The sequence below is a fragment of the Gordonia sp. HS-NH1 genome (assembly GCF_001418765.1).
In the GTDB taxonomy this organism is placed as follows: Bacteria; Actinomycetota; Actinomycetes; order Mycobacteriales; family Mycobacteriaceae; genus Gordonia.
In genome coordinates, this window is the sequence record NZ_LIYC01000018.1 from 44,835 (window position 1) to 58,718 (window position 13,884).

16 protein-coding genes and 1 pseudogene are annotated in these 13,884 nt (G+C 66.8%); 9 read left to right on the forward strand and 8 right to left on the reverse strand.

What is annotated here, in order from left to right:
- The first annotated feature begins 45 nt into the window (after positions 1 to 45).
- On the forward strand, positions 46 to 864 hold the full coding sequence (locus tag AMD30_RS13885) for a DUF1206 domain-containing protein (RefSeq protein WP_014926870.1): 819 nt from the start codon (positions 46 to 48) through the stop codon (positions 862 to 864).
- A gap of 69 nt (positions 865 to 933) precedes the next feature.
- On the opposite strand, the pseudogene AMD30_RS13890 reads toward AMD30_RS13885, so the two are convergent.
- Positions 934 to 1,245: pseudogene (locus AMD30_RS13890) on the reverse strand (isochorismatase family protein); the annotation flags it as partial.
- A 5-nt stretch (positions 1,246 to 1,250) separates the two neighbouring features.
- On the opposite strand from AMD30_RS13890, the gene AMD30_RS13895 reads away from it, so the two are divergent.
- On the forward strand, positions 1,251 to 2,192 hold the full coding sequence (locus AMD30_RS13895) for a GlxA family transcriptional regulator (RefSeq protein ID WP_055476009.1): 942 nt from the start codon (positions 1,251 to 1,253) through the stop codon (positions 2,190 to 2,192).
- Positions 2,193 to 2,208: 16 nt separating this feature from the next.
- Here the strand turns inward: AMD30_RS13895 and AMD30_RS13900 are convergent, their stop codons facing one another.
- The 4 genes from AMD30_RS13900 to AMD30_RS13915 all read right to left on the reverse strand — a co-directional run bounded on the left by AMD30_RS13900 (position 2,209) and on the right by AMD30_RS13915 (position 6,225).
- Positions 2,209 to 2,658, reverse strand: coding sequence for a DUF1622 domain-containing protein (locus tag AMD30_RS13900; RefSeq protein ID WP_055476010.1), 450 nt, complete (start codon positions 2,656 to 2,658; stop codon positions 2,209 to 2,211).
- 51 nt (positions 2,659 to 2,709) lie between these two features.
- Entirely contained in the window at positions 2,710 to 4,209 is a 1,500-nt protein-coding gene (locus tag AMD30_RS13905) for a flavin-containing monooxygenase (protein WP_055476011.1), read from the reverse strand.
- A 121-nt stretch (positions 4,210 to 4,330) separates the two neighbouring features.
- A complete protein-coding gene (locus AMD30_RS13910; protein ID WP_055476012.1) occupies positions 4,331 to 5,431 on the reverse strand; it encodes an NAD(P)/FAD-dependent oxidoreductase in 1,101 nt (366 codons plus the stop codon).
- On the reverse strand, positions 5,431 to 6,225 hold the full coding sequence (locus AMD30_RS13915; RefSeq protein WP_055476047.1) for a PfkB family carbohydrate kinase: 795 nt from the start codon (positions 6,223 to 6,225) through the stop codon (positions 5,431 to 5,433). The genes AMD30_RS13910 and AMD30_RS13915 overlap by 1 nt, the downstream gene beginning before the upstream one ends.
- A 143-nt stretch (positions 6,226 to 6,368) precedes the next feature.
- Here AMD30_RS13915 and AMD30_RS13920 point away from each other — a divergent pair, with 143 nt between their 5' ends.
- The 6 genes from AMD30_RS13920 to AMD30_RS13945 all read left to right on the forward strand — a co-directional run bounded on the left by AMD30_RS13920 (position 6,369) and on the right by AMD30_RS13945 (position 12,016).
- On the forward strand, positions 6,369 to 7,517 hold the full coding sequence (locus AMD30_RS13920) for a zinc-dependent alcohol dehydrogenase (RefSeq protein WP_010842559.1): 1,149 nt from the start codon (positions 6,369 to 6,371) through the stop codon (positions 7,515 to 7,517).
- Between the two features lie 9 nt (positions 7,518 to 7,526).
- Complete coding sequence (locus tag AMD30_RS13925) at positions 7,527 to 8,108, forward strand: hypothetical protein (RefSeq protein ID WP_010842560.1); 582 nt, start codon at positions 7,527 to 7,529, stop codon at positions 8,106 to 8,108.
- 18 nt (positions 8,109 to 8,126) lie between these two features.
- Positions 8,127 to 8,801 (forward strand): UdgX family uracil-DNA binding protein, encoded by a 675-nt coding sequence (locus tag AMD30_RS13930; RefSeq protein WP_055476013.1) that lies wholly within the window; start codon positions 8,127 to 8,129, stop codon positions 8,799 to 8,801.
- Between the two features lie 122 nt (positions 8,802 to 8,923).
- Complete coding sequence (locus tag AMD30_RS13935) at positions 8,924 to 9,388, forward strand: nuclear transport factor 2 family protein (protein WP_055476014.1); 465 nt, start codon at positions 8,924 to 8,926, stop codon at positions 9,386 to 9,388.
- 145 nt (positions 9,389 to 9,533) lie between these two features.
- Positions 9,534 to 10,868, forward strand: a complete 1,335-nt coding sequence (locus AMD30_RS13940) for an NAD(P)H-binding protein (protein WP_055476015.1) — start codon at positions 9,534 to 9,536, stop codon at positions 10,866 to 10,868.
- A 134-nt stretch (positions 10,869 to 11,002) separates the two neighbouring features.
- Positions 11,003 to 12,016, forward strand: coding sequence for a YihY/virulence factor BrkB family protein (locus AMD30_RS13945; RefSeq protein ID WP_055476016.1), 1,014 nt, complete (start codon positions 11,003 to 11,005; stop codon positions 12,014 to 12,016).
- Between the two features lie 41 nt (positions 12,017 to 12,057).
- Here AMD30_RS13945 and AMD30_RS13950 read toward each other — a convergent pair whose 3' ends face one another.
- The 3 genes from AMD30_RS13950 to AMD30_RS13960 form a co-directional block, all read right to left on the reverse strand.
- Positions 12,058 to 12,378, reverse strand: a complete 321-nt coding sequence (locus AMD30_RS13950; protein WP_010842565.1) for a DMT family transporter — start codon at positions 12,376 to 12,378, stop codon at positions 12,058 to 12,060.
- A 2-nt stretch (positions 12,379 to 12,380) separates the two neighbouring features.
- Positions 12,381 to 12,725: a DMT family transporter gene (locus AMD30_RS13955; protein ID WP_055476017.1), complete on the reverse strand. Its 345-nt coding sequence runs from the start codon at positions 12,723 to 12,725 to the stop codon at positions 12,381 to 12,383.
- Positions 12,726 to 12,830: 105 nt separating this feature from the next.
- Entirely contained in the window at positions 12,831 to 13,295 is a 465-nt protein-coding gene (locus AMD30_RS13960) for a DoxX family protein (protein ID WP_055476018.1), read from the reverse strand.
- 117 nt (positions 13,296 to 13,412) lie between these two features.
- On the opposite strand from AMD30_RS13960, the gene AMD30_RS13965 reads away from it, so the two are divergent.
- On the forward strand, positions 13,413 to 13,883 hold the full coding sequence (locus AMD30_RS13965; RefSeq protein ID WP_035717304.1) for a MarR family winged helix-turn-helix transcriptional regulator: 471 nt from the start codon (positions 13,413 to 13,415) through the stop codon (positions 13,881 to 13,883).
- Position 13,884 lies beyond the last annotated feature (1 nt).

A 13,884-nucleotide genomic window follows, 5' to 3' on the forward strand; every position in this document is an offset into this window, starting at 1 on the left:
CGGCCGGGCACGAGCTCGGTCGATCGGCGGAAGGGACGTGGCACGATGAGCCGCAATCAAGTGACCGGCGCGGTGGACCGCGCCACCGACAGCCCGTGGTTCGAGCGCCTCGCCCGCGCCGGGCACGCGGTCAGCGGGCTGCTCCATCTGCTGATCGCCTACATCGTCCTTCGCCTCGCCTTCGGCGGGGGTGGAAACGCCGACCAGTCAGGGGCCCTGGGCATCTTCGCCGACTCGTCGGGTGGGCGAATCGTGCTGTGGGTCGCCGCGGTCGCGTTCGCCGCCCTCGCCCTGTGGCGACTCGCCGAGGCCATTGTGGGGCCACACGCGACCGAACCGGGTGAGGACAGCGACGGTGCCGAGCAGTGGTTCGACCGCGGAAAGGCGCTGTCGCTGGCCGTCGTCTACGTCGGTTTCGCTTGGTCGGCAATCCGTTTCGCGACAGGTCAGGGGAAGTCGAGCGGTCAGGAGAACGCCGGTCTGACAGCTCGGCTCCTGCAGTCGGGCGGAGGCAAGTTCGTTCTCGTCGCAGCCGGCCTGATCATCATCGGGGTCGGGATCTACCACGTGTACAAGGGAGCCAGCCGATCGTTCCTCGACGATCTCACGATCTCCGGCGACAAGGCTGCGACGGTTGCCGGCGTGGTCGGCTACTGCGGCAAAGGTGTCGTCCTCGCCGGTACCGGCATCCTGGTGATCGTCGCGGTCGCGACCGCAGATCCCTCGAAGGCCACGGGGATCGACGGTGCGGTCAAATCTCTCGCGGGCCTGCCGGCGGGCCAGGTCTTGATGGTGTTGGCAGCGGTGGGTATCGCCGCGTACGGCGTGTACTGCTACTGGCTGGCGCGGTACGCACGGATGTGATCCACACGGATGTGATCCACCTGAACCGCGAGGAGGGGGTCAGGCACCGAAGACGTTCTGCCCCTCCAGCGCCGACGCGAGGTCGCAATTGTTGGTCATGTAGCCGACGAGGGTGATCGTGTCCACGCCCTCGGCCCGCAGCCACTCGGCGAGGTCGGTGCCGCCGAACACGCTTCCGACGTTCATGTGCACCGACTTCCAACTCGGATCGACCCGTCGGGCGACCTCGGGATGCAATTGCCAGGCATCGCTCCCCTCGGCGAACACCGGAGCCTCTGACGGCAGCGTGTGGCGGACGACGACGACCGGGACGGCGTTCGCGACCGCATGGTCGATGATTCGCGCGATGTTGCGCACGCTCGTCTCGCGCGGCGGGTACTGGGTACATCGCCATCTACGCCTTCGACGGCGTATCGAGCTTCCATCTGGCCGCACCCCAGCTGGTGTTCGGCGAAGTGCGCCGGGTGTCGCCACGTACGCCGTGGACGACCACGCTGTGGAGTTTCACCGAGAATGCGGTCACCCTCGCCGAGGGCTACCGCCTGAGTGGACTGTCCGGTCCCGACGCCGCCGCCACGGCGGACATCGTCGTGGTGCCGTCCTGGCCGGAGGATCTGCCGGAGCTCGACGCCCGTCTCGACGAACTGCTGACCGCGGCGCACGCCCGCGGCGCCACCATCGTGGGCTTGTGCCTCGGGGCCGTGGCCGTTGCGGACTCGGGTCTCCTGGCCGGCCGGACCGCGGTGACCCACTGGGCTGCGATGGAGGCGCTCAAGTCCCGGCACTCCGACATTGACCTCGACTCGTTGGTCCTGTACGTCGATCACGGCGACGTGATGACTTCTGCGGGAACGGTTTCCGCGGTGGACGCATGCCTGCACCTGGTGCGGGAGCGGCTCGGCGCCGACGTCGCCAACGACGTGGCGCGCAGTCTCGTGGTGGCCCCACATCGTGACGGTGGGCAGGCCCAGTACACCCGGCGTCCCGTGCCCACGACCCCTGCGGACAACCCGATCGGTGATGTGATCGCCTGGGCGCTGGGGCATCTCGACGAATCGCTGACCGTCGAGCGATTGGCCGCACACGCATGCATGAGTACGCGGAGCTTCGTTCGCAACTTCAAGATCGCGACCGGCGCCACCCCCGCACAGTGGGTCCTCACCCAGCGACTCGACGCGGCGCGCGTGCTGCTGGAGACCACGGACCTGGCCGTCGACACCATCGCCCGTCGCTGCGGATTCGGGAGCAGCGTCACGATGCGGCAGAACTTCGCGACCGCGTTCGCGACGTCACCAGCGAGGTACCGGCAACAGTTCCGACGGACATAGCCGTCGGACGTGGCCGTCAGCCCGATGTCCGCCGCGCGTCGGCCGCGGAGTTCTCACGCGCGGCCGCGGAAGCCGCGGAATCGCGAGCGACCGCCTGGCCCAGGAGTTGTCCGCCGCTGGTGAGGAGCGCTCGGCGCCACGGAAGTACCCCTTCGATCTCGATCTGGATGGACATCGACAGCACGGTCCGGATCACGACGATGATCCCCAGGATCAGCGCGTCCTCGATGGAGGGTTTGGAGGTGATGGTGCGGATGAGGTCGGCGGCGACCAATACCTCGAGTCCGAGCAGGATGGCTGCGCCCAGGGTGTTGCGGAGTACGGAGAACGCCACCCCTCCGCCTTCGTGACGGAGCAGGGATCGCGCTCCCAGGACGATCGCGACGACGAACCCGATGATCATCGCGAGCGCACCGACCGCCTCGAACACCACGGCCACCACGGTGAAGGTCTCCTCGAACTCCATGCGGTCAGCGTACGGTCCCGAACTCGCCGGCACCGTTCTTCCGACACGGGGTCAGGACGACGGCGCAGCCGTGGTCGCCGAAACGGTTCGGTCCCCCGCCACAGCGAATCGCAGATTGTCGTCGGCCACGTGGCCGCGGAGCAGGCGACGGTCGGTGTAGTAGCTCATGGACATGACCCACGGCGCTTCCGGACCCTGCTTGGGCAGGGTGTCGAGCGCTCGTTGCACGTAGCCCGCGCCGAAGTCGAGGAGTGGCCGGGTCGGCATGTCCGGGTCGGCCACCGCCCAGACCGTGTCGTACCCCGCGGCGTCCATGTGCGCGAGGAGCTTGCAGAAGTACTCGCAGATGAGGCCGATCTTGAGCGTCCACGACGAGTTCGTGTACCCGATGGCGAGTGCGAAGTTGGGCACCCCGGACAGCATCATTCCCCGATAGACGACGGTGTCGGGCAGTGACACCCGCTCGCCGTCGACGCTGAGGTCGATTCCGCCGATGATCTTGATGTTGAGACCGGTTGCGGTGACGATGATGTCGGCGGCGAGCTCCTCGCCGCTCTCGAGCCTGATCCCGGTCTCGGTGAACGTCTCGACGCGGTCGGTGACTATGGAGGCCTTGCCCGACCGGATCGTCCGGAACAGGTCGGCATCGGGGACGACGCACAACCGCTGATCCCAGGGGTTGTACGGCGGGTTGAAATGGGTGTCCACCGGATAGTCGTCCGGTAGCTGGGATTGATTGATCTTCCGGATGATCCGGCGGGCGGTTTTCGGGAACCGTTGGCACAGTTCGAACAGCACCCGCTGCTGGGCGACGTTCTTCTGCCGCGTCAACGCGTAACCGCGTTCGTCGCCCAACACCTTCTTCAGGGTGTTCGCGATCGCGTCCTCGCGTGGCAACGGGATGATGTAGGTGGGTGTCCGTTGCAGCATCGTCACGTGCGCGGCACGCTCAGCCATCGCCGGCAGCAGTGTCACAGCAGTGGCACCGCTGCCGATCACCACGACCCGCTTGTCCGTGTAGTCGAGGTCCTCCGGCCAGTGCTGAGGATGCACGATCTGTCCCTGGAACCGCTCGCGCGCGGTGAAGTCCGGGCTGAACCCTTCGTCGTAGTCGTAATAACCGGACCCGCAGAAGATCCACCGCGCACTGATCTGGATGTGTTCACCGGTGTCGGTGCGTTCGACGGTGACCGACCAGCGTGCGTCGGCGGACGACCACGACGCCGCGATCACCCGATGGCCGTAGCGGATGTGCGGCGCGAGGTCGTTCTCCTCGATCGTCTCGTGCAGGTAGTCGAGTATCCGGGGTGCGTCGGCGATGGCCTGCTTGTCGGTCCACGGCTTGAACGCGTAGCCGAAGGTGTGGAGGTCGGAGTCCGACCGTATTCCCGGGTACCGGAACAGATCCCACGTGCCGCCCGCCGACTCTCGGGCCTCGACGATGGCGATCGTCCTGCCCGGGTGCTCGGTGCGTAGGTACCGGGCGGCCCCGATGCCCGATATGCCTGCGCCGATGATGAGGACATCGACATTCTCCGGCGTCGTCGTCACCCGGTACTCCTCTGGTCGACTACGGTGTGCAGTCTCCAGGATGCACCACGGACGTCAGGCCGAGGTCTCGACCTCACGTCCGGCCTGCTGACCAGGACTCACGTGGCGGTGTCGACCAGGCTCATGCCATGTCCGCGACGCCGCCGAGTCTGTCCTCGGGCGCAAACCCGGACGGAACACGCCCTGCGACAACGGCCTCGGCGAGCGCTTCACCGATCACGGGCGCGTGTTTGAACATGTTGTGGCCCGCCACCGCGACGACATGCCCGGTACGCCAGAGCGCGACACCGTCGTCACCCCACGGGAGAGTGGTCACCCAGCAGTGCACGATGTCGCGAGGAGTGGGATCGAGGCCCGGCAGTGCAGTCGCCACATAGCGGCCGGCTGCTTCCGCGAGCTCACCCAACCGAGTCGCGTCGTCGAGGGTTCCGTCGTCGTGTGCGTCGATGTCGTCGGCGATGCCCAGCCCATACGCCGACCGGTCCGGATACCCCGCGGCGTAGACAGCGTCCGCGCCGAAGTGTCCACTGCCGTCCTGAAGCGTCGGAAGCCGAAGGTTGCTGTCCCGCACCGCGAACGAGACCCGAACGTGCGCGCCCAATCGGACCGGGATCGCCACACCGAGGCCCCGGGCCAGCGGTGCGGTTCCGCGTCCCGCGCACACCACCGCCGCACCATGCTCCCCCACCGTCGTCGGTGTCCTGATGGTGACGGTGTCACCGTCGGAATGCGCCGCGAGAACCTCCTCGTGGACGAAGGTCCCGGACAACCGGCCGCTCAGTCCCGCGATCGCGGAGCGCGTGTCGATGGAACCCCCGTCGACATCGAGCATCGCCTCGCCCTGATAGTCCGCCAGCACGGGCATCACCTCCCGAAGCCCCTGGGCGTCGAGCGGAACGACCGTCACTCCGGCCCGTTCGAGCAGACCGCGACGGCGAGGGACCGCATCGCCGAGCATCACGGCTCCGTCGGGCGAGATCAGCGGGATCCCGAACTCATCGGACCAGACGTCCCAGTGGTGCCGGGCCCGGACGGCCAGATCGACCAGGCGCCGGTCGTCGTGCGCGTGCCGGAAGATCCGCGACTGCCCCGCCGACTGGCCTTGACCCGGCCGGCCCACGTCGTACACGGTGACCGAAAGACCCTGCCGAACAAGGCGATAAGCGGCCGACAGGCCGATGATCCCGGCACCGACGACTGCGACGTCGGAGACCCTGGGCACTACTTCCCTCCGTGCCAGACCGCGTCGAAGGGGGCCTGCGAGGCCAAACGGCCGACGATGCCGTCGTGCGTGAACTGCTTGGCGGTCCGGATCGCTTCCAGTACGTCGACCCCCTTGGTGAGCTCGGCGGTCATGGCCGCGGCGAACACACACCCGGCCCCGGAGACACGCTCGTCACCGACCTTCGGGGCGCGCAACACGGTGACGTCCGTACCGTCGAAGACGACATCGATCGCCTCGTCGCCGGGGAGTCCGACCCCACCCTTCACGACGACGACCTTCGGCCCCAGGTCGTGGATGCGGCGAGCCGCCTCGCCGAGATCGTCGATCGACGTCAGCTCGTCCATGCCGGCCAGAGTCGCGGCCTCGAACAGATTCGGGGTCACCACGGTGGCCAGCGGCAGGATCTCCGAACGCAGAGCATTGTCGGTGTCGAGCGCGGCCCCCGGCTCCTGACCTTTACAGATGAGCACAGGGTCGACGACGACCTCGCGCCACGGTCGCGAGGCCAGTGCCGCCGCGACGGTGGAGATCGTGGCCGGGGTGCCCAGCATTCCGATCTTCACGACATCGGGCTCGTGCGCAGCGGTTGCCACCTCGATCTGATCGGCGATCACCGCGGACTCGACGGGTACGAAGCGATGCGCCCAGTCGTTGTTCGGGTCGAAGGACACGATGCAGGTGATGGTCCCCACCCCGTAGGTACCGAGCTGCGCGAAAGTGCGCAGGTCGGCCTGGATGCCCGCTCCCCCGCTGGCCTCCGATCCGGCGATCACATATGACACCACTGACATCGACATCTCCTCCTGCAGCCTGTCCTGGGCTCGGGTTCCTTTTGTACACCCCTGCCCGTGACACCGGTCTTCTCGCGCGGTGTCTCCAGCGCGATTAGTCCCGCGGACGCCGGGGTACCCGGCAGCGCATGAGCCCAGACACAATGCGAGCGATGGTCTACCGCGGGCCCTACAAGGTCCGCGTCGAGGAGAAGCCTGTACCGCAGATCGAACATCCCAACGACGCCATCGTCCGGGTGACCCATGCCGCGATCTGCGGCTCGGACCTGCACCTGTATCACGGGATGATGCCCGACACCCGCCCGGGGATGACCTTCGGACACGAGTTCGTCGGGGTCGTCGAGGCGGTCGGCGGCTCGGTCCAGAACGTGGGTGTCGGCGACCGGGTCATGGTCCCCTTCAACATCTACTGCGGAACGTGCTACTTCTGCGCGCGGGGCCTGTACTCCAACTGCCACAACGTGAATCCGAACGCCACGGCCGTGGGTGGGATCTACGGCTATTCACACACCTGCGGCGGATACGACGGCGGACAGGCCGAGTTCGTGCGTGTTCCGTTCGCCGATGTCGGACCCAGCGTCATACCGGACTGGATGGACCCGGAGGATGCGCTCATGCTGACCGACGCCCTCCCCACCGGGTACTTCGGAGCCCAGCTCGCCGACATCCGGCAGGGCGAGACCGTCATCGTGTTCGGCGCCGGACCGGTCGGACTGTACGCCGCGCGGTCGGCCTGGTTCATGGGCGCGGGACGGGTCATCGTCATCGATCACCTGCAGTATCGCCTGGACCAGGCCGCGCAGTTCGCCCACGCCGAGACCTACAACTTCGCCGAGTACGACGACATCATCGTCCACCTCAAGGAGATCACCGACAACATCGGCGCGGACCGCGTCATCGACGCCGTCGGCGCCGAGGCCGACGGCAATTTCCTCCAGCACGTGACAGCGGCCAAATTCAAACTCCAGGGCGGATCCCCGATAGCCCTCAACTGGGCCATCGACTCGGTCCGCAAAGGCGGGACCGTCTCGGTCATGGGCGCCTACGGCCCGATGTTCAGTGCGGTGAAGTTCGGCGACGCCATGAACAAAGGACTCACTCTCAACATGAACCAATGTCCGGTGAAACGTCAGTGGCCCAGATTGTTCGACCACATACGCAACGGCTACTTCAAGCCGAATGACATTGTCACCCATCGCATACCACTCGAGCACATCGCAGAGGGTTATCACATCTTCTCGGCGAAGCTCGATGACTGCATCAAGCCCATCATCGTCGCCGACGCCGGCTGAGGAGGAACCGTGCCCGCATATCCCGCAGACCGCCCCAACGATCCCGACACCTCCGCCCTCGTCGACCGGATCCCGGGCTGGGGCGTCGATCTGGACACCGCGAACCGTCCCGCGGTTCCCCGCGAACTGCCCGTCGAACCGGCGCCCGGCGTCCACTGGACCGTCCCGGACGACCAGCCCGAGCGTCGACCTCGCGAACGGTCCAACGAACACGCCTTCCTCACACCGGTTTTCGGTACATCGACGCCGCCGCGCGGGCTGTCCGGCGCGATCCGGCGATCCGCCTACCGCTACAGCGAAGGTCGCGCGGCGCACTGGTTGATCCTCCTCGGCGCCGACCGTGTGGCGTCGATCGAAGCGCACCTCGCGTCCCTGGCGACCGCCCGACCGGACAACCCACTGACCGAGACCGGCATCGCGTCCGAGTTCACCCACCACGGCTGGTCATCGCGCCATGGCCGCACCCGCGTCGACGGCAGTCATGCCTGGATCGATCCGCTGCTCGTGGGCGGGCCGTGGGTGGTCACCGGCGCGGTCGCCGGCGTCGCGGTTCGCCGACTGGTCCGCTCTGCTCGACGGTCTCGTCGATGACCACGGTTGGCAGGCATCGTGAATCCCGGAGCAAAGACGACGCATGTCGGCGCGGCTGAGTTCGTCCCCGACTCGCACGACCTCGACGACCTCGCATCGGCGGCGCGCGCCTGTCGTGGGTGCGACCTCGACCGCGACGCCGACCAGACCGTGTTCGGCGCGGGCGATCCCGGATCGACGATCATGTTCGTCGGCGAGCAGCCCGGTGACCAGGAGGATCGTGCCGGTGAACCGTTCGTCGGTCCGGCCGGCCGCGTGTTCGACCGCGCACTCGAGGCCGCCGGCATCGACCGCGAGATCACCTATGTCACGAACGCGGTGAAACACTTCAAGTTCACCCGGGCAGCGGGTCAGAAGCGACGAATTCACGAGAAGCCGAACCGCGGTGAGGTCGTCGCGTGCCGGCCCTGGCTGTTGGCCGAACTCGACGCGGTCTCGCCCCGCATCGTCGTGTGTCTGGGCGCTACGGCCGCACAGGCGTTGCTGGGCACCGGTTTTCGACTCACCAAGCACCGTGGCGAACGCTTCGACCTCGGAGCCGACGGAGATGTCGGTCCCGACCATTCCGAGTCCGTGGTGGCAACCATTCATCCCTCGTCCATTCTCCGCGGACCCGCAGAACAGCGCGATCAGGCGTTCGACGCCTTCGTCGCCGATCTCCGCGTCGTCCGGGATCTCGCGAGCACCAGCTGACCGATCACGCAGCACAGCGGAAATCGCTGACAGGCGTCTGGACTGGTGTCTATAGTCGTCGACGAGGAAGCCGGCGACCGCGGGACACCTCGGCACAGCGGAGATCGACCGACTGGAGAACGATGGATCTGCAAGAGATCAGCGACCGGTTCGGCATCGCGGACACGCTGTACAGGTACTCACGCGCCGTCGACACCAGGGACTGGGAACTGTGGCGTTCGGTGTTCACCCCGGAAGCGGTGGTCGACTACTCGTCGACGCCATTCGGTCAGGCGGGCACCCGGGACGAGATCGCGGCGTGGCTCGAGGAGAGTTTCGCGTTCGTGTCGGTGAGTCAGCACTTCATCACCAACATCGAGTACACCTTCCCCCACCCCGGCGAGGGTGATCGTGCCGACGTGCGTGCGATGTTCTACAACCCGATGCGTTTCGTCGGCATGCCCGAACTGAGCACGTGCGGCGGGAACTATCACCATTCGATGGTCCGGACCGCCGACGGATGGAAGAGCGCCGGGCTCGTGGAAGAGTGCCTGTGGTTCGAGAACTCGCCGGCGGGAGCGGATGACGGCTCACCGGCCGACGGCTGATGCGGGTTGGTCACGTGCCCTGTGCATCGCGTCGTTACCGAACCGTGGCCGCAGAGAACGATCCGGCACCGACCCTGCCGATCGGGCGGCACGACGCGAACACTCTCCATAGCCTGGGAAGCACATCCCAGAGCAGAGGAGTCAGGTGGACGAGTCGCGAACCTGTCTGGTCACCGGAGCGACCGGCTATGTCGGCGGCCGGTTGGCACCGCGGTTGCTGGCACGCGGGCACAGCGTGCGCGCGCTGGCGCGGACGCCGGACAAGCTGTCCGGCGCACCGTGGTTGTCCGAACCGGGAGCCGAGGTGGTCGAAGGCGATCTCTCCGATCGCGATTCGCTGGTGAAGGCTTTCGCGGGCGTCGACGTCGTCTACCACCTGGTGCATTCGATGAGCACCGACGCCGACTTCGCTGCCGAGGAACGACGTGCCGCGGAGAACGTCGTCGCCGCGGCACAGCAGAACGGGGTCTCCCGGATCGTCTATCTGGGCGGCCTGCACCCGTCCGGCACCGAGCTCTCCGAACACCTCGCATCCCGTGCCGAGGTCGGAGACATCCTGATCGACTCGCCGATCGAAACCGTCGCGTTGCAGGCAGGCACCTTGATCGGATCGGGGTCGGCCTCGTTCGAACTGATCCGGCACCTCACCGAGCGTCTACCGGCGATGACCACACCTCGGTGGGTGCACAACAAGATCCAGCCGATCGCCGTCGACGATGCGCTGCACTATCTCGTCGAGGCGGCCACCGCGACCGTCCCGTCGTCCAGAACCTGGGACATCGGCGGGCCCGACGTCCTGGAATACGGCGACATGATGCAGGTGTATGCAGAGGTCGCGGGCCTGCGTCCGCGGATCATGGTGGTCCTGCCGTACCTCACCCCGGCCCTGGCCAGCCGGTGGGTACGGTTCGTCACGCCGATTCGTGGCAAGATCGCACGACCGCTGATCGAATCGCTCGAATGCGACGCGGTGTGCCGCGACCGAGCGGTCGACGCGATCATCGATCGTCCGGACGGCGGGCTGACCCCCTACTCGCGGGCGGTGGCACTCACCCTCGAACGGTCCGCGCGCGGCGACGGGCCGGCCTCCTGGGCCAACGCCTCCGCCGATGTGTCCCCTGCCGAGCCCCTGCCCACCGACCCGGAGTGGGCCGGCGAGGAGATGTTCGAAACCGTCACCCGTAGCAGCGAGCAGGCGAGCCGCACGACGGTCTGGGACCGGCTCGAGCGGGACGCGCGGCACCGCGGCGAGATCGCTCGTGCGCGACGGCCAGACTTCCTCCGAGTACGCCTGCGCGACAACAGATTCGGTAGGTCGTATCGCGAACAGCAGATCCAGGACGTCGGCGGTTCGCGTGGCGTGGTGGAGATCACGACCACGGAACGCTTCTTCCCGCGTGGTCTGGCCGGTCTGGCCTATTGGCGTCTAGGGCTCCCGTTCCGGGCACTCGGCATCCCCGGCGCTGATCCATTTCGGTGAATCGCCGATCCGATGGCGTGTCGGATGAACAGGCCGCGCGCGGGTTACAGTCGGCACCACCGTGGTAACTCGCGGTGAATGACTCGTTCGACTGAGCGAGCAAAGCGGGCGATCCGTCGAGGAGGAATGAACGGGTGTCGTTGACCGAGCGGGTCGACCGGTTCCAGCGGGACCATCCGGCGACGGGTTTCCCACTCGCCGTCATCTACAAGTTCGTCGACGATCAGGGCGCGTACCTGGCGGCACTGTGCGCCTATTACGCCTTCATCTCGCTGTTCCCGCTGTTGCTGCTCTTCGCGACCGTGCTGGGGATCGTCTTGGCCGACAACCCCGACCTCCAGGAACGGATTCTGGACTCGGCGATGAGCCAGATCCCGGTCATCGGCGGACAACTCGAGGAGCCCGAGAAACTCAGTGGCGGTGTCACTGCGATCGTCATCGGGGTCGTGGTGTCGCTGTACGGCGGCCTCGGAGTGGCCGTCGCCGCCCAGAACGCGATGAACACGATCTGGGCGGTCCCGCGCAACGAGCGCCCGGATCCGATCGTCGCCCGCCTACGTGGACTGTTGCTGTTGTCGACGATCGGCGTCGCGGTGATCGGCCTGACCGTCGTCAACGGCGTCTCGGCCGCCTTCGAGCTCGGGATCGTCGGGCGGTGGCTCGCGATCCTCGGTTCGGTGGCGCTGAGCACGCTGGTGTTCACGGTCGCGTTCCGGATCGGCACCGCCCGGGATGTGTCGGTGCGGGACGTGCTGCCAGGTGCTTTCGCAGCAGCGGTCGGCTGGCAGATCATCCAGACCTTCGGCGCGGTCTACGTGCAGCACGTCATCGGGAACGCGAGTTCCACCAACGGCGTCTTCGCGATCGTGCTGGGCCTGCTGGCATTCCTGTACGTGGCGTCGATCGTGATCGTGTTCTGCCTGGAGACCAATTCGGTGCGGGTCGATCACCTCTACCCACGGTCGCTGTTGACGCCGTTCACCGACAACGTCAGCCTGACGAAGGGTGATGAGGCGGCGTACTCGGCACAGGTTCTCGCGCAGCGCAACAAGGGCTTCCAGGAGATCGACGTCTCATTCGACAATCCACGCGACGTCGAGCCCCAGGTCGAGATGGACGTGCGCTCCCCCGATTCCGAACGCGGCTGACCTGTCGTGGCCCCCAGCGGGGACATTCTCCGAGCCGGAGGTCAGTGCAGCGCACCGAGTTCGACGAGGAGCACTCCGACGATGATGACGCCGATACCGGCGACCATTCGACGGGTGAGCCGCTCGCGGAACAGGAAGTGTGCCGCGACAGCCGTTGCCGCGACGCCGGCGGCGGCCCAGATGCCGTAGGCGACACCGAGCGGCACACCGTTCCTCAGCCCGAATGTCAACGCGACGAACGCCGTCAGATATCCGGCTACGACGACTGCGTAGAAACGCCGACGGCCGGTGGCGGCGGCGCGCAATGCGAGGGTGCCGGTGACCTCGGCGACGATCGCCGCGACGATGAACAGATATCCCACGGTCAGGCGTCCGTGGTGCCGGCGTCGACGGGTGGCCGGTGACCGGTCTCGACCAGGACCACCCCGATCACGATGCACACGATGCCGATCCCCATCACGATCCCGAAGGGTTCGTCGAAGATCCAGGTCGCCAGAACCGCGGTGAGGGCCACACCCGACGCCGACCAGATCCCGTAGGCCACCCCGATCCCCATGCCGCGCTTGAGGACTCCGGCGAGGAGTGCGAACGCTAGCATGTACCCGACGGCGACCACGACGTACAGCGCCGGTTCTGTTTGTGCACCCTTGAGCGACAACGTCGCCGCCACCTCGGAGGCGATCGCCGCGATCAGCATCAGCCAGGTCATTTCTCTCATTCCGCTCGGCGCCTTGACGGGGACTGTATGTCAACGACGCAGCGCCCCGGCCGAACGGGTCCGGGGCGTTGCGTCGTCAGCGGAGCGAGCGGACCGTCAGCGCGTGGATCCCGCGAGTTCGCGCGACCGGGAGTCGTCGGCGGCCAGCCAGCTGACCTTCGAGCCCAGTGCGGCGTCGACGCTGAAACGCCCGGCGCCGATGACTGCCAGGATCAGTGCGCCGGCCCCAAGGGCGAGGACCAACTCGTAGCCGCCGTCGGAGACCCAGATGCCGTTGTCCACGTGTGCGATGAACAGTGCGCCGATCATGTTCAGGGTCAGCAGCGCGGCGATGATCGGGGTCAGCAGTCCGATGATCAGCGCGATGCCACCGAGGATCTCGAGCCAGGTGACGACGAACGCCGAGAACGATGCGGCCGGGACGCCCATCATGTCGAATCCCGTCTGCGGTCCCGTCCAGCCGTTCTGCTGGAACTTCTGCAGGCCGTGGGCCAGGAAGATGACGCCGAGTGCGACGCGTCCGAGGAGGATGCCCGCGCTGCGGACGATGGGGTTGGTCATGACTGAGCCGCCTCACTGAGAGTGTGTTCTGACTTGATGAATCAAGTGAAGGCTAGGCTATGACACTTGACGCGTCAACCTGATCACGGATGTGTTCACTTCATATACACTGCGCAGATGTCGACTGCCCCCGAGCCGAATTGGCTCGACGACGAGGAAATGGACGCCTGGATCCAGGTGGCAACCGCGCTGGCCCACCTCCCCCACGCGCTCGACGCCCAGCTCCTCCGCGACGCCCAGATCACACACTTCGAGTACGAGGTGATGGCTGCTCTGTCCGAGGCGCCGGACCACACCTTGCGGATGAGCCAGCTCGCCGAACTGTCCTACGGTTCGCTGTCGCGGCTGTCCCATGTGGTCTCCAGACTCGAGAAGCGTGGGTGGGTTGTGCGCCACCCCTGCCCGGAGAACGGGCGGTTCACCAATGCCGTTCTCACCGAGTCGGGTTGGGAGAAGGTGGTCGCCACCGCGCCCGGGTATGTGGCCAATGTGCGCGAACTCGTCATCGATCGGCTGACGCGTGCGCAGCTTCGGCAGGTGTCCGCGATCGGCCGGCGGATCAACACGCGTCCGACCGGTTCGCCGTAGT